Source organism: Mesorhizobium ciceri biovar biserrulae WSM1271 (assembly GCF_000185905.1).
Lineage (GTDB): Bacteria > Pseudomonadota > Alphaproteobacteria > Rhizobiales > Rhizobiaceae > Mesorhizobium > Mesorhizobium ciceri.
In genome coordinates, this window is record NC_014918.1 from 29,020 (window position 1) to 50,083 (window position 21,064).

At 59.5% G+C, this 21,064-nt stretch carries 22 protein-coding genes; 3 read left to right on the plus strand and 19 right to left on the minus strand.

The features are described 5' to 3' along the window. The first annotated feature begins 53 nt into the window (after window positions 1-53). Window positions 54-215 (plus strand): hypothetical protein, encoded by a 162-nt coding sequence (locus MESCI_RS30290; protein ID WP_245267645.1) that lies wholly within the window; start codon window positions 54-56, stop codon window positions 213-215. A gap of 1,040 nt (window positions 216-1,255) precedes the next feature. Here MESCI_RS30290 and MESCI_RS30295 read toward each other — a convergent pair. The 7 genes from MESCI_RS30295 to MESCI_RS30325 form a co-directional block, all read right to left on the minus strand. Continuing rightward, window positions 1,256-1,636, minus strand: a complete 381-nt coding sequence (locus MESCI_RS30295; protein ID WP_013525019.1) for a DUF982 domain-containing protein — start codon at window positions 1,634-1,636, stop codon at window positions 1,256-1,258. A 476-nt stretch (window positions 1,637-2,112) separates the two neighbouring features. Next, window positions 2,113-2,487: an SPW repeat protein gene (locus MESCI_RS30300; protein ID WP_420845292.1), complete on the minus strand. Its 375-nt coding sequence runs from the start codon at window positions 2,485-2,487 to the stop codon at window positions 2,113-2,115. A 24-nt stretch (window positions 2,488-2,511) separates the two neighbouring features. Further along, entirely contained in the window at window positions 2,512-2,835 is a 324-nt protein-coding gene (locus MESCI_RS30305; RefSeq protein ID WP_013525021.1) for an RNA polymerase rpb6, read from the minus strand. Window positions 2,836-2,847: 12 nt separating this feature from the next. Continuing rightward, window positions 2,848-3,615, minus strand: coding sequence for an NADH dehydrogenase ubiquinone Fe-S protein 4 (locus MESCI_RS30310; protein WP_013525022.1), 768 nt, complete (start codon window positions 3,613-3,615; stop codon window positions 2,848-2,850). A 71-nt stretch (window positions 3,616-3,686) separates the two neighbouring features. After that, window positions 3,687-4,196 (minus strand): Hsp20/alpha crystallin family protein, encoded by a 510-nt coding sequence (locus MESCI_RS30315; protein ID WP_013525023.1) that lies wholly within the window; start codon window positions 4,194-4,196, stop codon window positions 3,687-3,689. Window positions 4,197-4,268: 72 nt separating this feature from the next. After that, complete coding sequence (locus tag MESCI_RS30320; RefSeq protein ID WP_013525024.1) at window positions 4,269-4,739, minus strand: Hsp20 family protein; 471 nt, start codon at window positions 4,737-4,739, stop codon at window positions 4,269-4,271. Window positions 4,740-4,973: 234 nt separating this feature from the next. Continuing rightward, complete coding sequence (locus tag MESCI_RS30325; RefSeq protein WP_013525025.1) at window positions 4,974-5,327, minus strand: hypothetical protein; 354 nt, start codon at window positions 5,325-5,327, stop codon at window positions 4,974-4,976. A gap of 286 nt (window positions 5,328-5,613) precedes the next feature. On the opposite strand from MESCI_RS30325, the gene MESCI_RS30330 reads away from it, so the two are divergent. Beyond that, window positions 5,614-6,954: a Do family serine endopeptidase gene (locus MESCI_RS30330; protein ID WP_245265418.1), complete on the plus strand. Its 1,341-nt coding sequence runs from the start codon at window positions 5,614-5,616 to the stop codon at window positions 6,952-6,954. A 562-nt stretch (window positions 6,955-7,516) separates the two neighbouring features. Here the strand turns inward: MESCI_RS30330 and MESCI_RS30335 are convergent. The 11 genes from MESCI_RS30335 to MESCI_RS30385 all read right to left on the minus strand — a co-directional run bounded on the left by MESCI_RS30335 (window position 7,517) and on the right by MESCI_RS30385 (window position 18,297). After that, complete coding sequence (locus tag MESCI_RS30335) at window positions 7,517-7,753, minus strand: hypothetical protein (RefSeq protein ID WP_013525027.1); 237 nt, start codon at window positions 7,751-7,753, stop codon at window positions 7,517-7,519. A 478-nt stretch (window positions 7,754-8,231) separates the two neighbouring features. Further along, window positions 8,232-9,485, minus strand: a complete 1,254-nt coding sequence (locus MESCI_RS30340; RefSeq protein ID WP_013525028.1) for a GGDEF domain-containing protein — start codon at window positions 9,483-9,485, stop codon at window positions 8,232-8,234. Between the two features lie 1,524 nt (window positions 9,486-11,009). Beyond that, a complete protein-coding gene (gene ku / locus MESCI_RS30345; protein WP_013525031.1) occupies window positions 11,010-11,834 on the minus strand; it encodes a non-homologous end joining protein Ku in 825 nt (274 codons plus the stop codon). A 92-nt stretch (window positions 11,835-11,926) separates the two neighbouring features. Further along, window positions 11,927-12,787 carry an ATP-dependent DNA ligase gene (locus tag MESCI_RS30350; protein WP_013525032.1) on the minus strand — a complete coding sequence of 287 codons (861 nt, stop codon included), beginning with the start codon at window positions 12,785-12,787 and terminating at the stop codon, window positions 11,927-11,929. A 235-nt stretch (window positions 12,788-13,022) separates the two neighbouring features. Further along, entirely contained in the window at window positions 13,023-13,463 is a 441-nt protein-coding gene (locus MESCI_RS32935) for a KTSC domain-containing protein (RefSeq protein ID WP_245268664.1), read from the minus strand. Between the two features lie 477 nt (window positions 13,464-13,940). Continuing rightward, window positions 13,941-14,132, minus strand: coding sequence for a hypothetical protein (locus MESCI_RS30360; protein ID WP_013525035.1), 192 nt, complete (start codon window positions 14,130-14,132; stop codon window positions 13,941-13,943). Beyond that, window positions 14,129-14,269 (minus strand): EncA/B family entericidin, encoded by a 141-nt coding sequence (locus tag MESCI_RS30365; RefSeq protein ID WP_164920091.1) that lies wholly within the window; start codon window positions 14,267-14,269, stop codon window positions 14,129-14,131. The genes MESCI_RS30360 and MESCI_RS30365 overlap by 4 nt, the downstream gene beginning before the upstream one ends. 676 nt (window positions 14,270-14,945) lie before the next feature. Beyond that, on the minus strand, window positions 14,946-15,656 hold the full coding sequence (locus MESCI_RS30370; protein ID WP_024505780.1) for a hypothetical protein: 711 nt from the start codon (window positions 15,654-15,656) through the stop codon (window positions 14,946-14,948). Window positions 15,657-15,661: 5 nt separating this feature from the next. Next, complete coding sequence (locus MESCI_RS30375; RefSeq protein ID WP_013525037.1) at window positions 15,662-16,255, minus strand: SOS response-associated peptidase; 594 nt, start codon at window positions 16,253-16,255, stop codon at window positions 15,662-15,664. 1,063 nt (window positions 16,256-17,318) lie between these two features. Beyond that, window positions 17,319-18,125: a DUF2243 domain-containing protein gene (locus MESCI_RS30380; RefSeq protein WP_013525039.1), complete on the minus strand. Its 807-nt coding sequence runs from the start codon at window positions 18,123-18,125 to the stop codon at window positions 17,319-17,321. 1 nt (window position 18,126) lies between these two features. Continuing rightward, complete coding sequence (locus MESCI_RS30385) at window positions 18,127-18,297, minus strand: hypothetical protein (RefSeq protein WP_013525040.1); 171 nt, start codon at window positions 18,295-18,297, stop codon at window positions 18,127-18,129. Between the two features lie 154 nt (window positions 18,298-18,451). On the opposite strand from MESCI_RS30385, the gene ctaD reads away from it, so the two are divergent. Further along, window positions 18,452-20,110, plus strand: coding sequence for a cytochrome c oxidase subunit I (gene ctaD, locus MESCI_RS30390; protein ID WP_013525041.1), 1,659 nt, complete (start codon window positions 18,452-18,454; stop codon window positions 20,108-20,110). Window positions 20,111-20,187: 77 nt separating this feature from the next. On the opposite strand, the gene sdhD is transcribed toward ctaD, so the two are convergent. Next, a complete protein-coding gene (sdhD, locus tag MESCI_RS30395; RefSeq protein WP_013525042.1) occupies window positions 20,188-20,577 on the minus strand; it encodes a succinate dehydrogenase, hydrophobic membrane anchor protein in 390 nt (129 codons plus the stop codon). Window positions 20,578-21,064 lie beyond the last annotated feature (487 nt).

Consider the following 21,064-nt stretch of genomic DNA (forward strand, 5'->3'; position numbering starts at 1 on the left):
AGCAGCATCGGTCCATGCTTGACGAGCTGGATCGGAAGCTGAACGAATGACCCATGGCACAGCAGCGGTACGACTTAAGGCAAGAGCCAGGTGGAAGCTGGACGGTGTTCGACGTGTTCACCGGCCTGGCGGCTGATGCGTGGGGCGCGCCGGCTGAAGGTCTGGACATGGGACATGCCGACGATCTGGTTGGCCTGCGAACGGCATTGACCTGAAGCGTAGGGTCGCCCGAGGTGACTTCTAACCGTTGCTTCAATCTTCCCGCCGACCGCATCGACAGATGGTGATTTGGCAGGCTCGCCTATCGTGCTCTCTACCCGCTGCAGGATCGTATCGAGGGGCTCCGCGACCAGGATCTCGGCGAGCGGTCGATAGACGAATCCCAGGGACTCGGCGCGAGCAGACAGCTGAAGGCCCTTGCGATCCTCGGATTTAACTTCGCCGCGTGGGGAGTAACCCGTCCTTTCAGCGTGCGCAGCCCAATGGTAACTCCTGGGCGTCTTGCTCCCAGCGCTACAGCTCGAACCGCAGTTGACGTTGATCCGGCGGCAACACATCGCCTAGCGACGAAGCGTGACGCCATTCGGATGAGTTTCATGCCGCCCGTTCGCCAGTAGCTTCAATTGCCAAAGGGGGTGCGGTTCTATGTCAAAAGGGTAGGTCGGCACGACCAGTTTACCAAGCAAGGGTGACGGTGACCGTGCCGACCGGCACTGGTCATAAGGAGGGACCCAAACAACCAGATCTACAAACTACGCGCAAAACGGTAATCCCGCAACTAAGCCCCATGGCCTAGGCTGCCCGTCAGGGCCATTGCGCGATAGCACCATAGGCACCAGAGTTGGGTATATATTAGCTTGTGCTTGCGGCGGCCCACCCCCGCCCGCCCGGCCGGCGCCTAACGTCCCAACAAACCCGCCACAGGCGCCGGCCACCCCTCCAATCGCTTACCGAGATGTGGATTGTGGGGGATGCGCACCATGTGTCGGCGATGACCAGTCGATGCCCGTCCGCGTGAACGTCTGCGCCCGCCGTCCTCTCGAGTCAACCTGGGGAGAATTCGACCATGGAACACAGTTTGGCTGAAAATAGCGGGTGCAGTGAAGGCCTGTGTTCGGCTTGGGCTGCAATCGGCGGCTGCGGCTTGCAAATGTGAAAGGCTCTTTGCTCATCGGGGTTGGCAGCGGGAGGGCGATCGTCCGCACCCCCCGAATACGATAGCGCGAGTTGCCGGCGCAGCCCGTCCGTCATCTGGTCAACCGAGCCTCTCCTCCTCGTGAGCGCGTGGCAGATTGTTTGCTGCGGCGGCGTGATTGCCGCCGCAGAGAGTTTTAACGGTTAGTTCGTGTGCACTGCCAATCTTCGGCCCTGTCATCCAAGACGGCGCCAAGGGAACGTCTTCGATCACACCCACCCTGCGTGCCCAGGTCGCAAACGCCTTGTGCGCGGCCTCGACCGACTTGCGACCATCATACGCCGAGTAGCATGTATCACAGGCCGCTCCGTAGAGAAGGCCGCGCCTTTCGACCGGCCATTCTTCCAGAAATTCTATGGCATCCATGACGCAACCGATCTTTTTGAGGACGAAACTGTCATCTCGCACGAAAATCGGCTGTTTGAACGTAGCGCTCTCCATCGTGACCTCCCTTCAAGCCCTAAAGCGGCGCTTGTGTCTCTTCGGGTGACGCAGGATGATTCCTCGGCAAAACATGCCGGTCTGCGTGACGCCTTCGGCACAGAGAGGATATTGGAAATGCCTCTTTTCAGTTCAAGAGAGAATTGGCCGGCCGAGCCCAGCAGCCTCTTGGCAATTGGCACCTCATCCCGCTGCCAGCGCGTCTGTCCGCGAGGCCCTCGGCCCACCAACCTGCACGTCGGCGATTTGCCGTCGCGTAGCAAGGCTCTAACCGGCTATTTGGATTTGCGTCACGAGCTGCGTAGCTGGAAGAGCATCAGCGCAGCGAAGGCGGCGTTGTGTTTTCCTTTTTACTCATGTCCATTGCGGCCACTCCACACAGCGCGGGATATAGGTCGTCAAACCGGAGGGCATCGATTTTGGTCTCGCGAAAAAAAGAGCGGGCCCGGAAGGTTCGGACCCGCCAGCGGCTATGATCAGGCTGCAGAGAGCGGTCGGTCATTCGTGAGCCAAAGGCTGGCTGCTGCCAGGGCAGCAACCACAGCGCCAGCGATGGCGTGCGACCACATTGCTGCCGCCAGGCCGGCAAAGCCAAGCACCCAAGATGCGGCCACAATCCACAGGCCGACGACAAGGTTCGCCCATTCCTCATATTTGTGGAACGCCACCAAGGCGCGCGCTGCGATCAGAACGGTGATTACGCCCGCGATGAAGGCGTGCCAGACGGCAACAGCATCGGCAGCATAGCCAAGGAGCCAAGGCGAGAGCGCCAGCGCGATGCCGGCAAGGATGTTTACGACATCAAGCGCCCGCCTGCTGCTGTCGGAAGCGAGATTCTTCAACATCGTCATTCTCCTTTCCTGCGTTTCAGTACGTCAATGTACCGCCCTTGAGTCGAGGGCGGGTGCGGCAGCGGGCCTGTTCGGCCCGATGCCGCAAAGCTTCTTTGGTCCGGATCTGAAACGGACGCCGTCCTTCGGCGAGATCGGCTCAGTCAGGAGGAAGGGTTCGATCTGCCGAGGTTCGAACGCATTGCCGGCGATCTCACTCAGTGCGAGATGCGGCCGGCTCTTCGGGCTGGCCGCCAGCCGGGGCGCTGCGCCGCGCGCCAGTGCGCGCGCCCGCCCTGCTGCCGCGACCGCAAGCGCGAAGGGGTTCGGGATGGTCCGTTGGGCGTCGAAGACGATCAGTGGGTCCATTCTTGCCTCCAATCATGCGGCTATCCGGGATCGTACCGGGCTGAGCCGAGTCTGGAATCTCTGGGTACTGCCTTCCAAGGCCAGCAGAGCGAGCTCAACCTCGCCCAATCGCGTCGGACGTGCATTTTCCGGCATGCCTTCAGCGGTGGCCAAGTCGATCAGGTACTCGTTCCAGGCCCAGTTCTTGAGCACGGCACGTTTCTCGTCGGGTGCGAGTACCGGGTCATCCACCACCTCCATCGGACAGGCGTAGAATGTCTCGGGCTCGGAAAGCGCCGTCTGTATGTGCGCTGCCTGTGCACCAGCGCCATAGTTGTTGCTTGCCTGGAGCCATGCCAATTGTAGCCGTTGCCAAACCACGTCGGAAAAGGCGTGCCTCTCCTCCGATGCTTGCCTGTTGCTGACCTTGGCCTGAGAGCCAGAAGATGGAGCCTGCACCACGTAGCTGAGGCCTTGGCGCTCCGCATAACGGATCGCCGCCTCCAGCGTCGGAAAATCAAGTTGAACCTGGGTCAGGGTGTCCCGGCCGCCCGTATAGCCCATCAGCGGCTCGATGAACGGGGCTGTGCGAGGTTCGAAGATCAATCGCCAGTCCTTGCGGGGCTTTGCCGAGGTCGTGGCCGAGCGGCATGGCTGGTAGATCCGTGCCGTCACGCCGTCCGGAAACACTGACCGCCCCATTGACAAAGCCGGCTCGTCGACACGAGGCCGATTGTCATTGTCCGGCCGGCCGGAGGTCCTGGTTGGGCTTCTGATGTCGCTGCTTTGAACTGTCTCCATTGTCTGTCCCTCCCATCATGAAGGGTGGTATGAGCAGCGGCCGTGACGGCCGCTGCTCATACTGCCGTGCGTCAGTTCTTGCCGTTGATTGCGATCCGCTTGGCCTTCGCCTGCGCCCGCTCGGTCTTGGGCAAGGTCACGGTCAGCACCCCGTTCTTGAAGGCGGCGTTGACCTTGTCTTCCTCGACCTCGTAGCCGAGCGGAATGAGGCGCTCGAAGCGACCGTAGAAGCGCTCGGAGAACTGCCGGTCTTTGTCCTCGGTCTCGGAACGCTTCTCGCCTTTAAGCTTGAGCGCCCCGTTGTCCAGCAGGACTTCTATGTCGCTCTCGTCCAGGCCGGGTATTTCCGCCGTGACGCGGACTTCCTTGTCCGTGTCGGAAATTTCGACGCTGGGCCAAGTGGCGGCAAAAGAGGGACTGAAGGCCGGCAGTCTGGCGCCGAAGCTGCGGAAGGCGTCATCGAACAGCCGGTTTACCTCCCGGTGGAGGGAGACGAAGGGGTCTCGATCTCCATCAGGGAAGAGACTGGGCGCCGAGTTTCCGTTGCCCCGGCCCCATGGGATCAAATCACGTACGCTCATTGTCTTTCTCCTTTCGTAGGTCTGTGAGCCGGGCCGGACGCCCGGCTCAAGCGATGCCTTCATCGTGGATTCTCAGGCCGCCAGCTTCTCGGTCTCGACCTTGGGGGCTTCGATCTTCGGCATGGGAGCCCCGCTGGAGATCTCGACCTTGCGCGGTTTCATCTCCTCGGGAACCTCGCGCTTGAGATCGATGCTCAGCAGCCCGTTCTCAAGGCTGGCGCCAGCAACTTTGACATGATCGGCCAGTTCGAACCGACGCTCGAAAGCGCGCCCGTTGATGCCGCGGTAGAGATACTGGCCGTTCTCATCGCCGGATTGCGACCCGCTCACGACCAGCATGTTGGGCTGGTGAGTGATGGTCAGCTGGTCCTGCGAGAAACCGGCGACCGCCATCGTGATGCGATAGTCATCATCATCAACCTTGGCGATATCGTAGGGCGGCCAGTTGTCGAACGAGGCCACACGGCTCGCATTTTCAAGCATGTCGACCATGCGGTCGAAGCCGATGCTGGACCGGTACAGGGGGGTAAAATCGAGGTTCATAACCACATCCTCCTTTGAGCAACATGGATCATAGGAGGCGCCAAGAGCCTTGCCGCCTCCTGGTCTTGCCGGCCCCATCAGGCGACCGGCGACCATCAATTTAGAATCGCGACTTGCACCTTCAAGAGGTATTAGGAAAATTTTCAGCGGCAATCCGGGCGAAACGCACCCATGCCACCCCCCGCCGGCGGGGTCACTCGCCGACGGGATGGTTCACGAACAATCAGGTCGCGCTTAAATCCGATCGATGAATGGCACGAACCCGGCCACCACCGCGCTGTCACTGCCATCAGGACCGGCAAGCTCGTCCGATTGATCCAATTGTTGCAAGGCATCCATGATCGCATCGAAGCTGACTGGTTCACCCGCCCCCGGCAGCATGCGAAGCGCTGGCACGGATTCTACCGCGCAGGCATCCGACGCCCATGACGAAAGGATGGCGCGCTTCTCCTGACCGTCCAGGGCAACGTCGGCCAAAACGTCGTGGGGATGTTTGAAATGCCGTGCCGGATGCAGCAAGCGGTCCAGAAAAACATCGGGGGCCACGGGTTCAATCGAGGCAAGATGGGTCGAAATGGCTGCTTCCATTGATGGTCCTCCGCTTCAGACAATCTCCTGCGTGTTTGAGTTTGGCGGCTCTCGCGATTCCCGCCAGACGAAATTTTGGGACGTCTCAAGCAAGTTTCAATGGCTTGGCACGGGTCACATTTCCCGTGGTCAACGCCTTAGAACCATTTTATCCAGCCGGTGAAACAATCGGCGAGAATCTCAGTTCTGACGTCGGGCGAAAATCAAGGACCCGAATCCGGCAGGAGAACCAGTCATGTCTTACCTCTCTAGGAACTTGTGCATTGGCTTGATCACAGGAGCCCTGATGCTCTCGACTGGCGGCCTTGCTCCGGCCACCGCACAGGAAATTCCGAACGACTTCAGCGCAATCGTGCGTCAGAAGCTGCCCGCGGTTGTCGCCATCACGACCAGGCAGATCATCCAGGATCAAACGACGCTCAACGACTTTCTCAATCCCTTCGACGGAGGAGGGCGTATCCAGCCCCAGGTGCGGGAAGCACTCGGCTCCGGCTTTGTGATCAGTCCCGAAGGCTACATCGTCACCAATAACCATGTCGTCGCCGACGCAACTGAGATTCACGTCGTGTTCTCCGACAAGGAGACGGCGCCCGCCCGGGTGGTGGGCCGCGATCCGGCAACCGACATCGCGGTATTGAAAGTCGATCCTCGGCCCAACATGACGGCGACGGCCTGGGGGGATTCGGACGCGATGCAACCAGGGGCCTGGACCATCGCCATCGGCAGTCCCTTCGGCCTCGGGGGCACGGTCACTGTCGGCGTCCTTTCTGCACGCTCTCGCGATATCCAGGCCGGTCCTTACGACGATTTCCTGCAGACTGACGCCTCGATCAACAGAGGTAACTCGGGAGGTCCTTTGTTCAACGCGCGCGGCGAAGTCATCGGAGTCAACACGGCAATCGTGTCGCCGTCAGGCGGTAGCATAGGCATTGGGTTCGCGGTGCCCTCGCGCACAGCTCGGACTATCGTCGACCAACTGATCAGCACTGGCCGCATCGAGCGCGGCTTCATCGGCGTGCGTCTTCAGGAGATCACGCCCTCCATCGCCGAGGCGCTCGGAATGCCGGGCGCCAAGGGCGCGCTGGTTGCCTCGGTCGAGGCTGGCAGCCCGGCGCAGAAAGCGGGAATCCAGGCCGGCGACGTGATAACCCGGTTCAACGACAAGGACATCCAAGGCGTCCATGACCTGACGCTGGCGGCAGCAAGCCAGAAGCCGGGATCGAAAGTGACCGTAACAACGAACCGGGGCGGCACAAACCAGGAATTGTCGCTGACTGTCGATCGACGCAGGGACCAGGAGGAACAGACCGGTGCCATTCCAAGCCTGGGGACTGAGGACCAGCGCCTTGGTATGTCGCTGAGCGCCATTCCGGACGAAGCGCGCCAGCAACTCGGCCTGCAGGCCGACACCACGGGCGTGTTCGTCCAGGATGTCGCTCCCAACAGTCTTGCGGCCGAAAGCGGCATCCGGCCCGGCGACGTCATCGTGTCGGCCAACAACCGAAACATGACCCAGCCGTCTGACGTCCGCGAGGAATGGGCGAAATCCCGTCAGCAGAAAAAGCCAGTGCTGTTCCGTATCGACCGGCAGGGACAATCGCTTTTCGTTGCTGTGGCAAACTCCTGACTGACAGGCCAGAGACGGCGTCGCGATCTGTGCTGCTGGGCTGGCCCCCTACCGGAGCGCACCAGAGTTGTGAAGCCGATGAGCGGTATGTTTGAAGTGGCGGTCCGGCTCAACATGCGGCTGCGGGAACTGCTCTGCGGCTTTGCGCGCACGGTCGGCGACTCCGGTCGGCGAGGCGAAAGTCCTTGCGTTTCGGCGCATCCGGCGACCACACAGGTGGACAACAAAAGCCTGCGATCCGCTTCTGAGCGCGTGTGCTTTTATCGATGTAAGGAACTTCGCGCCGCAGGTTTAGACTAGCGATCTCTGGCGTGTCAACGCAAGAGAAGTCGGCGATCTCCGAAATCGGTTGAGTGATCAATGCTGTAGCGTTGTCCAGTGGCCGGCTGAGCCGCACGAGGCCTGTGATGCCTGCTACTCGGCTACGATGGTCGGGAGTCTGGAGCCCACGCGCAAGACCGACTGAACTGAAACGGGCACAAAAGTCGGTTTCACCGAGAAAGTGTCTGCAACGCTGCCGTGGATGACAGGGCCAAATTGCACATTCGATGGGTTTGCTGATTTATTCCAGACGGGTGCCCGGTTCAGCCGGGTCGTCTTCGTCGGGCTTAAGCAGGTCGATAAGCGCGGCCGCTCGTGTTCCCGGAAGCGGGCGCCCCTGTCCCATTAACGCCTCGTCAGCAAAAGCCCATGCCCATGCCTCTCTCAATTCCTCGATCGACGCACCCGTTGCGATGATCTCCGCAACCGTAATATCGTCGGCTGATCCAATGACGGAGAGAACTTCTTGCCGTGTCATCGTTTGACCGCGTTCTGACTACAACTGAACTAGATGGAGATTTCATGGAGCACTTGCAACCGATCTAATGAGGGCTGTCGCAGGATTCCCTTGCGCAAGATCAGGGGCTGCGCAATGGGCGCCATTCACCTAGCCAAACGCGCGCCACATAGGGCGCAGGGCGCAGAAATCGACGGAGCCCATGCGCTCGGCATTTGCGAAGACCCGGCAAGTCATCCAGATGATCGCCCATCACTGAGGCCATTTGGTGGAACTCCCCCTGTATCACCCACGCAGCCGGAATCGGCCATGGGTGTTCTGAACAACCCGGAAACTCGTTTCAGGGGATTATTCTCGAAATCGTAGTCTGCCGGGCGCGATGTGGAGATTACAGGGGAACCCTTCGTCTCGGTGGTCCAAAGTCCCTGAACTAACCTGTTATCGTCGACGCACGGGAAACCCCGTGATTCAGAAGAGCAGATCTCGGGCCACGCACGGCCTATGCCCCGAGGCTGCCCGGCCGAATCTGTTTGCGCGCGGATAACTCCGGTCTGTGAAGCAGCACCCTGTTGCGGCCCGTCTGCTTGGCAAGGTAAAGTGCGGCATCCGCTCGCTGCTGTAACTGCTCCGGCGAGATCGCCTCAGAGGTCTGAACGGCAACTCCAATGCTCAGGGTGACCCAGCGCGACACACGGGATCCAGGGTTGGGCAAAGCGGCAGCCTCGACGCTCTTACGCATTCGTTCAGCCACAGCGGCGGCCTCTTCCTCGTTCACCCCGGGCAGGAGCACGAGGAATTCTTCGCCGCCATAACGGGCAACGTGATCGCGATCACGCCTCACGTTTTCCTTCAAGATAGTTGCGACCCTTACCAAACACCGATCTCCCTCCGCATGGCCGAGGTGGTCGTTTAGCTTCTTGAAGTTGTCAATGTCGCACATCAGCATCGCGGCACCGGCAAGGCAACGTTTGTCACTTCCCCATAGGCGCTCGAGTGTTTCCGTCATCCAGCGACGGTTGGAGATGCCGGTGAGTGGATCGGTCCTCGCCAGGAGTACCAGTCGATCATTCGCTTTCGCCAGTTCGGCGACCCTGCGTCGGTCGCGAAGCTCAAAGAGGAAAGTCTTTTGAGCAAGAATTGTCATGATGCGCCGCGCGGCCACCGTTGCAAAGATACCGCTGGCGAAGAACAGCGTTCCAGCCACTGCACTCCCATGCGCGATGGCCGGGTTCTGCAGTTGAAGCATGAGATAGAGTCCGAGCGCCAGCGCAGCGATCGTCATCGTCCACGCCAGGGGGATCCCGAAGATTATGATGGCTGTGATGGCCACGAACAACATGACGTTCAATTGCCGTTCGTAGAACTCGCCACCAGCGCTTGCTCCGACCAATGCGACTGACAACAAGATCAGGAACATGCCTGCGATCAGCGAAGCTCCTTGGAGCCAAGGCGCCTGCGGTTTACGCCAGGCTAGGACCACGGCCAACGCGACGGGCGGGATGATGGCGCCGGGCAGGAGCATGGACTGCGCTACGCCCCATGGAAGCAACGCCGCGTTCAGTGCCAACGTCAGCACATCCAAAAATGCCACCCAGATCATCCACGCGCGGATGATTTTCGCCGTTTGCGACCAGACACGTGCTCGAAATAGGCGTTCGATCTCGCCACGCAGGCTGATTTCGCGCGTACGGCGCGCCAGAAACCGGTCGACCTCAGCGGCTAGGGCAGGATCATCCTGCACATCGGGGGGCATCAGATCTGACAAGTCGATAGGCCCTACGCTGCTTTCTCCTGAACATCTATCCAAGCCATAGGCGGTCGGCGGTGGGCAAGCATGTCAACTTACCCTGAAGATTTGATTTATAGCTGCGATTTGCGAACACTCAGTCCCAAACCATCCGATGCTCGATGCGCGTTACCCGAATTAACCTTTGTAATTGCGGTGGCGCTGCACCGCTGTTATCCACGCCCCGCCGCCGGGCTCGGCGAAATGTCCCGAGAGCTTCTGAAGTTGACCGCGTGAAGGAACGGGTGATGCCGATTCTTGTCATGTCGACCTTTCGAGTATTGCCTGCAGACCAACAGGATGGATTTGGCCATGAAAGGAAGCCGACCGGTTATTTCGTTGTTGGATTTCGACATACTCTCCCGGGCTCTTACGTCAGCCATCAGGGAGAGCCCGGAATCCGATTCGACGGTCCAGGCCCGCGAGCTTGTGTGCCTATACACCGGGAAAAAGTCAGCCGACCAAAATTTGATCGCGGCCTTGCTTCACGCCAGTCGCGCCCAGCTGGACGTGGAAGCATCCAAGGCCAATCGCCCGGCCAGAATTGACTGAGTGCCTGCATCTGCTCGACGTGACCTCTCACCGGGTTGTCTCCTCGACGGAGCTACGTCCGAGACGAAGCCCAAAGGCGCGACCGACTGAGACGCAGAGCAGAATTCCCGCAGGCGACAGGACGAATATCCTGACCGCGACACGATAGCCAGCAGGTCACCGAATGGACCTTTGGAAGTCATGGCAGCGGGTTGGACTTCGATCGAGATAGCCGAGGCCATCGAGCATCCGGCCGTGGCCGACCGTCGTGGGCGCGAGGAAAACGCTGCTCTAGATCCTGCTGCTCGCACGAGCATTTTTACCCCAGGGCCATAAATTTTGCACTGACCTGAGGAACACGCATCTGCAGTCGAAGTTCGGGATGTGCTTGGTGAGGACGACTCCCTCCTTGAAACGACCAAGCTCTGGTGCGAGGGCCCGCCTCCGGTTCCGAGACCCGGTGGCGGGCCTGTGCAATGCAAGCAAGCGTTAAGTTTTTTCTGCAGGCCTGGACCTCTCTCTGAAATCGAAGTTGGGTCTGCAGCTTGGCTCCCGGGCCAGGTCTCAAAGCAGGGCCCGCCGCTGTTTGTGTCCTCAGTGGCGGGCCCACTTCGTTTCCGCTCAACGCTACATTGCGATTGACTAAAGCAACGAACATCCAATGAACGCAATCTCACATGCATCGATCCATGGCCAGGTCGGCACGATCATTTTTTGGGTGACGGTGACCACGCCGACCAGTTGGTCACAAGGAGAACCAAACGACGAGACCTATAGCTACGGGCACAACGGCAATCCGGCCCTCCGCGATTTGTCGCGTCGGGTGTTCTTTCCTCCCGATTGCCGCAGCGTCGCAGTGCGACGAGCCGGTGAGATTGGCCGAAGGCCTGACGCCGGAAACGCGCGAGCGCGCCAAAACTACTGGATGATGCGCGGTGATGGTGGGATTGCTATCTTTAACTATGCCGATTTGCGGCTCTTGGCCTTTGGCCGGTCTTGGCCGATGCCTTCCTTGGCGAGGCTCTTTCGCAAAACCGAGGCCAGGTCGACCACGTTCTCCTGAGGCTTTGGCGCTGGTTTCGGCGGTTTTTTGCCCTTGCGCTTGGCGTCGATCATGGCAATCAACGCATCCTCGTAAGTATCCTCGAATTTCGAAGGATCGAACTTTGTCACCTTCTTGTCGATGAGAAGCCCCGCGATTTCGAGCAAATCCGAATCGTAATTTGGGCTTTTCACGTCATTAAAGACGGTGTCTTCCGATGTCATCTCATTGTGGGTGCGCAACTCGGTCAGCAGCATTCCTTTTTCAAGCGGCTGTATCAATACTTCGCGGCCGCGCTGATAGAGTACGACGCAGGAACGTGCCGCGACGCGCTTCTTGGCCATCGCATCGCGCAGGACGGCAAAGGCCTCAAGGGAAGCGCCATCTGCCGGGATCAAGTAGTAGGGCTTTTCGAGATAGCGCGTGTCGATCTCGGCAACCGGAACAAAGGAATCGACGTCGAGTGTATGCTGCGACGTCAGTTTCAGTTTTTTGATCTCGTCCGGCTCGACTTGTATGAACTCGCCCTTGTCCGCCTCGTAGCCTTTGATCTGATCCGCGACTTCGACAACATCGCCGGTCCCTTCATCGACATAGGCGCTCTTGACGGGCAAGCCGTTCTTGCGGTTCAGAATCTTGAAGTGGATCTTGGATGCCTCGCTTGTAGCACCAACTATCTTCACCCCGCACGACACGGAACCGACCCTCAGAAAACCCTTCCAGACCGCGCGCGGCGCCACCATGCCGTTTCTCCTAGACGTGCCGATGTCGGCACAACGTCAGCCACACGGTTCTGTTCCGCAATGTGGGCAGCACTCCTTGCCAAGCCCAAGAATTATTCCTCCCGGTAATCCAGCAGCTTCGCATGGCGAAGCTTCTCCTCGCCTTTCAGGAACCGCACGCGACCGACCAGACCAGGCTTGAGCCATTCGGCCTTTTCTTTCTTGAGACCGATCGGCACTGGTCCCCCGACCTTCCCTTGCACGCGATCCCAAAGTCGCTGGCGCTTGTCAGCTTTAAACGCAACGAAAGCGCCGCCGGCATATCGGCCTTTGTCGGCCATGAGCACCATTGAGGGCTTTCCGGCCTCGCGCTGCACGCCAATAATGTCCATTTCCTTTTCGGCATAGCACTTGATCTTGCGCCAGTTCATCGTCGGTCCGCTGCGATAGACGCTGTCCTTGCGCTTCGAGACCATGCCCTCCAACCCTGCCCTGTCGACCAGGTGATAAACCGCGTCACCGGTGCCGGGCATCGCTTTGCTGACCTGAATGCGGCCGACGGCTGGAATCAGTTCCTGCAGGATCTCGCGGCGGTCTTCCACCGGCATGTTGCGCAAATCATGCCCGTTCAGGTGCAGGAGGTCGAATGCCACCAAATACAGATCGCGCGACGGCTCACGACGGGTGACGGCTGACTGCAGGGCCTGGAAGTCGGACAGGCCGGCCTCGTTGACCGTGATTGTCTCGCCATCGATGATGAAACTTTCCGCCTCGATCGCCTCCGCCTCTCCGGCAAGTTCGATATAGCGGCCTGTCCAGTCGTATCCGTTCTTGGTGAACAGCCGGATCCCGTTTTCATCCTTCATGATTTGGGTCCGATACCCGTCGAATTTGATCTCATGGAGCCATTCGTCGCCCTGCGGTGGCGTTTCGACCAGCTCGGGCTCCATGGGCTTGATGAACTTCAGACGCATGCGCTGACTCGCATAGTGCGATTCAATTACCGCACGCTAAAATGGTTCCGGAACATTTTAGGCGAATTGAATGTTTGATGGTTATGACGAAGCTATCCGACCTTGGACCGCCGATTCCCGGCACGCAGCACGGCGGCGAGCCTGCCGACGAGCGCGACAATTTCATGACCTGTCCGGTCTGCGGCCAGCCGTTCGACATGCGCGATTTCCGCCAGGTCGCTTGGCACAATCTGCCTCAGCATGAACCGCTGGAATCGGAGGTTGCCACGGGCCGGAACGCGAACTGGTTGCGGATCCGACCATTGAAATAGCGGCCCTTGGCAAAGGCAGATTTGAAATCGGCGACAATCTCCGGCGGTACATCCAGAAAGTCGTACTTCCTGCCACTCGCTACAAACCACACTGAGAGAACCCTGGTTTCCGGGTCGTATTCGAACTTGCGTATTGAGGTCGACGGCATGGTGCACCAGGTCATTGCCGGTGAGCGACCCGCGAGATGGCCCGCCCAGTGAGGAAGCAGAGAGCGGGCCGACCACGGCTGTACGTCCATGGCCATCATCGCCTCCACGGAAGGACGGTGACAGCATTCCAACTCCCATTGGATTTCGGTGTTCCACACATAAACAAAAAGGCCCGCCACCTCTCGGCAGCGGGCAGTGTAGGTCGCTAGGATCACCCAGCGGTACCTAAAGTACACCCCGCCTCGCCAAAAGGGAAATGTTAGGTATCTCTAATGGATGATTCGGACCCTGGAGCTGACCGTGGGGTATCAAATCCGAGAATATCCTGCGGGCCAGGTGATGGCGGAATACCGAGCTGGGGCCCCGACATCCTATTGGGCCGCCGCACAGGCAACGAAAATGCCCGTGACGCTACACCGATCCGGAAACTACTTTCTTGAGGCGACCGATGCGAGCACGGGAGGGTGTTCGCCTACCAATACACCGATTTGCTCTACTGAGTGGCTTTGAGCAGCGGCTGCTGCTTCACCTCCGGGCCAAACCGGCCGCTCCATTCATAGCCGCAGCGGGCTGTCCTAGGGATAGTTGGACTGGACGGTGTGTTGATTCACCCCTGCTGGATGGCTGAGGTGCAAAACCATGCAAACCACAATGCCCCGATACGCGACAGAAAAGCCGTTGCATCGTCGACTTTATTCAAGCCGGAATTCAACCGCATGCTTGTCGGACTCACGAATGAGGCCACTGTCCATGGCGGCTTCGAACGCCTTGGTGAAATACTGATCATCGGAGGCCTCGTGATCCTGCTGCGCAAGATCGATCGGCAGCGCTCCGATCACGCGGCCCGTTGTCTTCTCGATAACCGTGACGGTCCTCTGCATCATGGTTTGTTGCCCGTGTCGTCGACTGCGTTGGCCGTTGCCTTGACGTCCCGGCCGACGCCTCGGACGGTGTTGGCGCAGGCCGCAAGGGCAAAGGCACAGGCAAGAATGACAATCGGTGTGATGCGTAGCAGTTTCATGGACGGGTTCTCCTATTTGTGATTATCAAGTCCGCTTTGCCGTATCGCACCTGTAACCGCCATCACCTTGTTGTGGGCGGCCGCTTCATCTGCGGTGTCAAAGGGCGTTGCGATGGTCGTCCCATCCAGAGCCAGTATCACAGCCAGGAACGGAAGGCCGATCAGCGGTGGTGCGTAGACAACGTACGCTGGGCGGGCATTCTTCATCGCCCATGTAGCACCATTTGTCGGTCAGGACCTAATCCACCTTAAAATGCCGAAGCGCCTCTATTCTTCACATCGCCGACTTCCTGCACCACCGTGGCAAGCGATTCCTCCTATAGGAAACAGCCATGATTTTCCTTCCGGGTAGTGATTGGGGTATGGTCGTGGAGAAATCTGCTGACAGCAAGTCGGCGACCTGGCCCCAAGTCCTATGCGTGCGAGGATGGCCATGGATCAGAAGCAGAGGCGGCTCAGATCCGCCATGCCGAAGCCTTATCGGCCGCCCTCGGTTTCCAACATTTCAAGCACGAAGTTGTCGAACATCTGCCATCCTCAAAAAGGGCGGTTGTCGGCTTGAAGAACTCCATGAGCATGGATTGGTTCGGGACGTGCCAATCGCGACTGCAGATCGTTTCGGCTCCCGGTTAGCTTTCGCTCAGGGCTCATTCTGGACGCGAATGGCTAGACGGATTTAACGGAGCAGGCCCTCGTCGTCGAACGCGTTCCAGCCCTTCAACTTGGGCCGGGGAGCGTCATCTCTGGGGTTATTCCCGGCACCGCGACCCTTCTCGCTACCCTTTCCCGCCCGCGTCAGGGCAGCCTTGCCGGCGCCACGTCGCCTGTTCTCTGTAACTTGCTGCGCGTCCTCTTCACGCCAAAGGCTTGGCAGATCACGATCAAGGATGTCTTCGATGTGCTTGGGATCGAACACGTGGAAGGTGACGGCCTTGGATCGACCGCGCATCTTCACGGTGCGGGTGCCAATGCTTTGCAGCCGTCCGTTTTTCAGCCACTTGTGACGCTCACGCGAAGAGATCGCAAGGATGTCTTCGGCCTCGCGCGGCAGGACCGGGAGTACTGCGATGGTTTCCAGTGCCTTGGCGATCTTGTTCGAGGCGGCCTCGAACTCTTCGGCATCGTCTTCGCGCATCCGCAATGTCATGCGACCAGTCTCGGCTTTGACGTACTTCCTCACCGCCCAAGGCAGGCGGGCACGTATTTCACGCTCGATACCTTTCGTGCGCACCGACGAGCCAAGCGTCGCTGATGGCGGAAGGGGCCACTCGGTAATCAGTGACAACGAGGTGCTGACGCTTTGGCGAGAGCCGCGATCTCGAGGGGCCACAATTGCCGCAGCCAAGCCGCCAAGAATCTTTCGTGTTTGCGCAAAACGCACCGGCATCTGAGCTAGTCGCTTCCTTGTCGCACGGTTTCTACCGCCAACGACCCGGCCGGCAGGGCCTTCAACAGCTCCACCTCGGGTTTCGTGAGGTGGATCCATGCCGCCCAATCATCCGGGCGCAGAACCACAATCTGGCGATTGTGGATGGGCGCCACGTCCAGGCCGGGTTCCGTCGTCAGCATTGCGAATGTCGGGGGCTTGTTGCCTTCGCCATCGCGCCACAGGCCGGCGATCGCCATGAACGAGGCGCCGTTGAGCGTGAAGCGATGCTTAGCCTTTGGAGACTTCTTTCCCGTGAATTCGAAGAAAGCCGACGCCGGAATAAGGCAGCGCTTGCTGTTGGAGAAGTTCCGTCCTTCCGAGCGGAAGTTGAAGATCGGCCCGCCTTTGGGCCCGGAGGGTGGAAAGGCAAAGGTCATGCGCGTGAGTTCGATCGTGTCGCCGGCGGCGCGCATGATCGGGGCGGGATCACTGATGCGGATGTCATCCGCCTGCGGCAGATCCAGTTCGGTTTGATAAGTGGGAATGTCGAGCGCCAGCAATTGCCTCATCCTGCAATATTCGGCCCAGGCGATATGCTGCTCATAGTCGTTGCACATAGCTGCCCACGCTTTCAGTCAGTTGATGACTTATAACAGATAACGCGGCTTGGCTGCGGCGCCTCCATCCGGAGATTTTCCGCTATGCCCGAAATCTCGCGATCTGCTTGAGCATCGCGCAGTTTGTCCGTGATGACATCGCCGTGGCTCACAATGATGCGCTCAAGGTCCGGTTCATCAGACCATCTGCGGAAAGCCGCGCCCAGCGCCTACCGCCGCCAGGCCAGCGGGCAGTTCTCATGGGGAAAGCACTGAATGGGAACAGTGCAACGGCCGAAGTTTGACAGCGCGATTTTGTTCCACCGTCCGTGATCAGCTTCGCGCCATTTTGGAAAACCGTACAGCAACCCTTTCTGGTCTGTTCGACTTCATGTGGTATGGCTCGCTATGTCTTGGACCTTTCCGACACCGCAGTACTGACCGAGATTCTGGCAGAGTTGGCCCGTTCTGGTGCTGGCTCCCGTCTCGATCTGATATGCAAGGTCTGCGATGCCAAGGGCAACGAATCCAGCAATTCAGGGTAGCGTTACGGGTCCTGAGAACCGCGACGTGATGCTTCACCGGCCAACCTGCCATTGAAAAACCCGCCACTGAGGGAGCAGTAACGGGCCTTCCGGTGTTATGCTCGGCCAGGGAAACCGAGCGCAATCCAAACTTCATTTTCGGAGCCATGTTGCAGTGGGTCCGCCCCTGCTGGCGGGCAGAGGCGGACCCGGCCAAGGCTTGGGACCCAGGCCCGGCAGCGGGGGACGCTGCCGCCGTTTCCAACCTGCGTCGACATATCAGGTTCCACTAATGCACAAAAAGCCCGCCACCTTTGAGCAGCGGGCGTTCCAAAGCTGCAATTCTCTTGATTAATCGATAATCCCGGAGAGCCCGGATGAGTTGGGCGAAGCCGTCACCGACGACAGCCGCTCACGTTTCGTGAATGCCGGCTTCTGATAGCTGTTCTTCATCGATCTTACCCTTTGCCAATCCGCAATGTGCCACTCTTTGCCGTCGGCCAGGCGTGGCAACCGGCCGACAAAAAGCCCGCCATCTTTCGGAAGCGGGCTAGGATGCCTCACTGCTGGTAGGAGCGACTGCTCGCACCAGCGGCATCGGTCCAGGCGAGGCATCCGGCAATGACAGGCGTTGTGCCGACGACCAGGGCGCCGCGCGCGTGCAGGGTCATCAACCCGCGCCATGAGACTCTATCGACGCCCCAGATGGTGCCGCTGGCGTCGACCCACTTGAGGTCGGCGTCGGCCGCTTGAACCGCCTGCATCATCGCGGCCGGTTGCATCCCAGCTCGAAAGACGATGACGGAAGTGGCTGCACCGTTGAAGAGCGGGCCAGCACCCGCAGCCAGTCCTGCAAGCAGGACGATGCTGGTCAGAGCCGCCGAGGCACCTGCCGGTGGTCCACCGCGGTTGGGCAGCACCAGCACCAACAGCAGCGGCACGATTCCGAAGATGACCAGCCACCCAATATCCCAGGGGAGCGGCATGTGGCTGTTCATCTTGATCCGATGCAGGCCGAGCAGCCAATGGAACACAATGGCGTCCACCAGATGCCAGACGCCGAACCCGATGAAGGCCAGCCGAAGGATCTCGGTCGTCGTTACGTCCCGCCTGCCTGCTGCCCTCGCCGCCACCAGCAGCACCGTGCCGGCAACGGCGAACACGTACATGAACAAGTGGAAGAGGCCGTCGGCCATGATCTGGAAGCGCAGGTCGGAACCCGCCGGGTCGGCGAGGCCCGAGAGAAGATGATGCCATTGCAGAATCTGGTGCAGGACGATGCCGTCGAAGAAAGCGCCCAGCGCGAAGCCGAGCAGAAGCCAGCCGACTCTCGTTCTCGGATCGAGTTTCGCGGTGATGGTGTCCATATCAGGACGACTCCGCCGAAACCGGAGAGCCAAGTCTGGTTAGCAGCTCCAGGTGCATCGCCCTGTCCGGCGTCGGGTCGTGGAGATCATGACGGGCCTCGATCCAGAAGGCGGTAATCAGCCCGCCGACCACTGTCGTCAGAACCAAAGTCCCAGCAATGATTGCCAGCATGGATGTCGACCCTTCAACCGCGGGCACGCCGCGCCCGACCCGAACCTTGGCTTCTGCCGTATGTTCCCTCGCGTCGGGCGTTCTGGGGAGGAACAATCAACTTACATCATGGTTCGGATGCCCTGTTGGGGGATGGCTGAAGCGGAGAACATTCATGAGCGAATATTCGGCGGCGGCTCCGAGCAGCCGCGACGACCACAAGCCGCGGGGCATCACCCGCTGGCTGTTTTCGACAAACCACAAGGATATCGGAACCCTCTACCTGATCTTCGCCTTCATCGCGGGGGTCATCGGCATGCTCTTGTCGGTGGGCATGCGAATTGAACTGCAGCAACCCGGGATCCAGGTTTTCCCCGGGTTAGCATCGATGATCTACGGCTACCAAGGCGACGCGGCCATAGATGCCGGCAAGCAACTTTATAACGTGTTCACCACGGCGCACGCGCTGATCATGATCTTCTTCACCGTCATGCCCGCACTGATCGGTGGTTTCGCCAACTGGATGGTTCCGATCATGATCGGCGCCCCGGACATGGCGTTCCCACGCATGAATAACATCTCGTTCTGGCTGCTGCCGCCGGCATTGATGCTGCTTTTATTGTCGATCTTCATGCCCAGCGTCCCCGGCGGATACGGTCCCGGGACCGGCTGGTTCCTCTACCCGCCCCTGTCGACGTCCGGCCATCCCGGTCCTGCCGTCGATCTGGTCATTCTTTCTCTGCACATCGCGGGAGCCTCCTCGATACTAGGCGCCATCAATTTCATCACCACGATCTTCAATATGCGCGCGCCAGGGATGACGTTGCATAAAATGCCTCTGTTCGTGTGGTCGATCCTCATCACCGGATTCCTGCTGCTGCTGGCCCTGCCTGTCCTGGCAGGGGCCATCACAATGCTCCTGACCGATAGAAATTTCGGCACCACATTCTTCGCGCCGGACGGCGGCGGCGATCCTATCCTGTACCAGCATCTCTTCTGGTTTTTCGGCCATCCGGAAGTCTACATCATGATCTTGCCGGCCTTCGGCATCGTCAGCCAGGTGATCTCGACATTTTCGCGAAAGCCGATCTTCGGCTATCTGGGGATGGTCTACGCGATCGTCGCGATCGGAGCGATCGGCTTCGTCGTCTGGGCCCACCATATGTACACCAGCGGAATAGGGCTGGACACGCAGCGCTATTTCACCTTCGCCACGATGGTGATCGCGGTGCCAACTGGGATCAAGGTGTTCTCCTGGATCGCGACCATGTGGGGTGGTTCCCTTAGCCTGCGCGCCCCGATGCTGTGGGCGCTCGGCTTCATATTCCTGTTCACTGTCGGAGGCGTGACCGGCGTACAGCTTGCAAATGCCAGCCTGGACCGCCAATTGCACGACACCTACTATGTCGTCGCACACTTCCACTACATTCTCTCGTTGGGTGCGATCTTCGGCATCTTCGCGGGCTGGTATTACTGGTTTCCGAAGATGACTGGATATTTGTACAATCCGCTTTTGGCTGCAATCCATTTCTGGACGACCTTCGTCGGTGTGAATCTCGTCTTCTTCCCCCACCACTTTCTCGGAATGGCCGGCATGCCACGTCGCTACATCGACTATCCCGACGCTTTTGCCGGTTGGAACATGGTCTCCTCCTTTGGATCGTATCTGTCGGCCGCGAGTGTCCTGATTTTCCTTGCCGGCATCGTGGAGGCTTTCCACCGGCGACGGGCCGCCGGCATGAACCCCTGGGGGCCGGGAGCCACCACATTGGAATGGGAGTTGACCTCTCCACCGCCTTTCCATCAATGGGACAGGCTGCCGAAAATCAAATGAATCCGGCTGGCGAGCGCGACCGGCGGCGGGATCGGCGCTGAGTTGGAAGGCGCGCGCCGCGCTGGCCGTGAATTGACCTATCGGAAGCTGATCACGAGCACGGCGAAAAAGCTGGCGAGGGCTACTGCCCAGCAAAACAACCAGTTGGCGATCAGCAGGACAGATTTCAGCACCGTGGCGTGGCAATAATCTTCGATGATCGATTGCATGCCCAGCCGCATGTGGACGCAGTTCACCAGAATGAAGGCGATGAGGGCGGGTGCGACATAGATCGATCCGACTACGCGGATGACGACATCTCGAGGCTCTCCGCTCAGCCTTATGACGACCGCGACGATGTAGATGACGAGGATCAACAGTGCAGCAGATGTCAGTCGTTCCAGCATGAACGTTTCGGTTCCGTGTTTAGCCGACCCAAGGCCGCGCACTCGAGCTAGCGGAGTTCTGATCGAGCGTCGGTCAGCCATCTTGCTTCCCCAAACTCACCTGGTTCCGTTGCCCGTAACTCAAGCTGTTGCTGTCCAATGCTCGGGCTCGCGTCACGGACGGATAGTGCGCAAGCACGTTCTCCAGTTTGGCGAGGCGAGCTTTTTGGGCGGTTAGCTCGTATCCTGAACGCCATCCAATCTTCCCGGGTCTGCCAGCTTTCCACAACTCCTTTTCAAGGAGCGAGATGCTGAGGCGGACGGCGTCGATCTCTTTGACCAGCGCGGCCTTCACCAATTTCCGACTCTGCATGGCTTTAGTTCCGGTGGGCAAGGGTGGCGCCAAACACAGTGCATTTGGAAATGTTCCCCGGTGGGCGTCCGGCGTTGAAAATATAAATGCTTCGATGCTGCCCTCAAAGCGGTCGCCACAAGCCCACCCGGCACTCGGCACCTGGGATCTCTGTCCCCAGCCTGGTCGGGTCTCGCCTCCAATGGGCCGCGGCTTGCCGGGCTATGCTTAGGAACA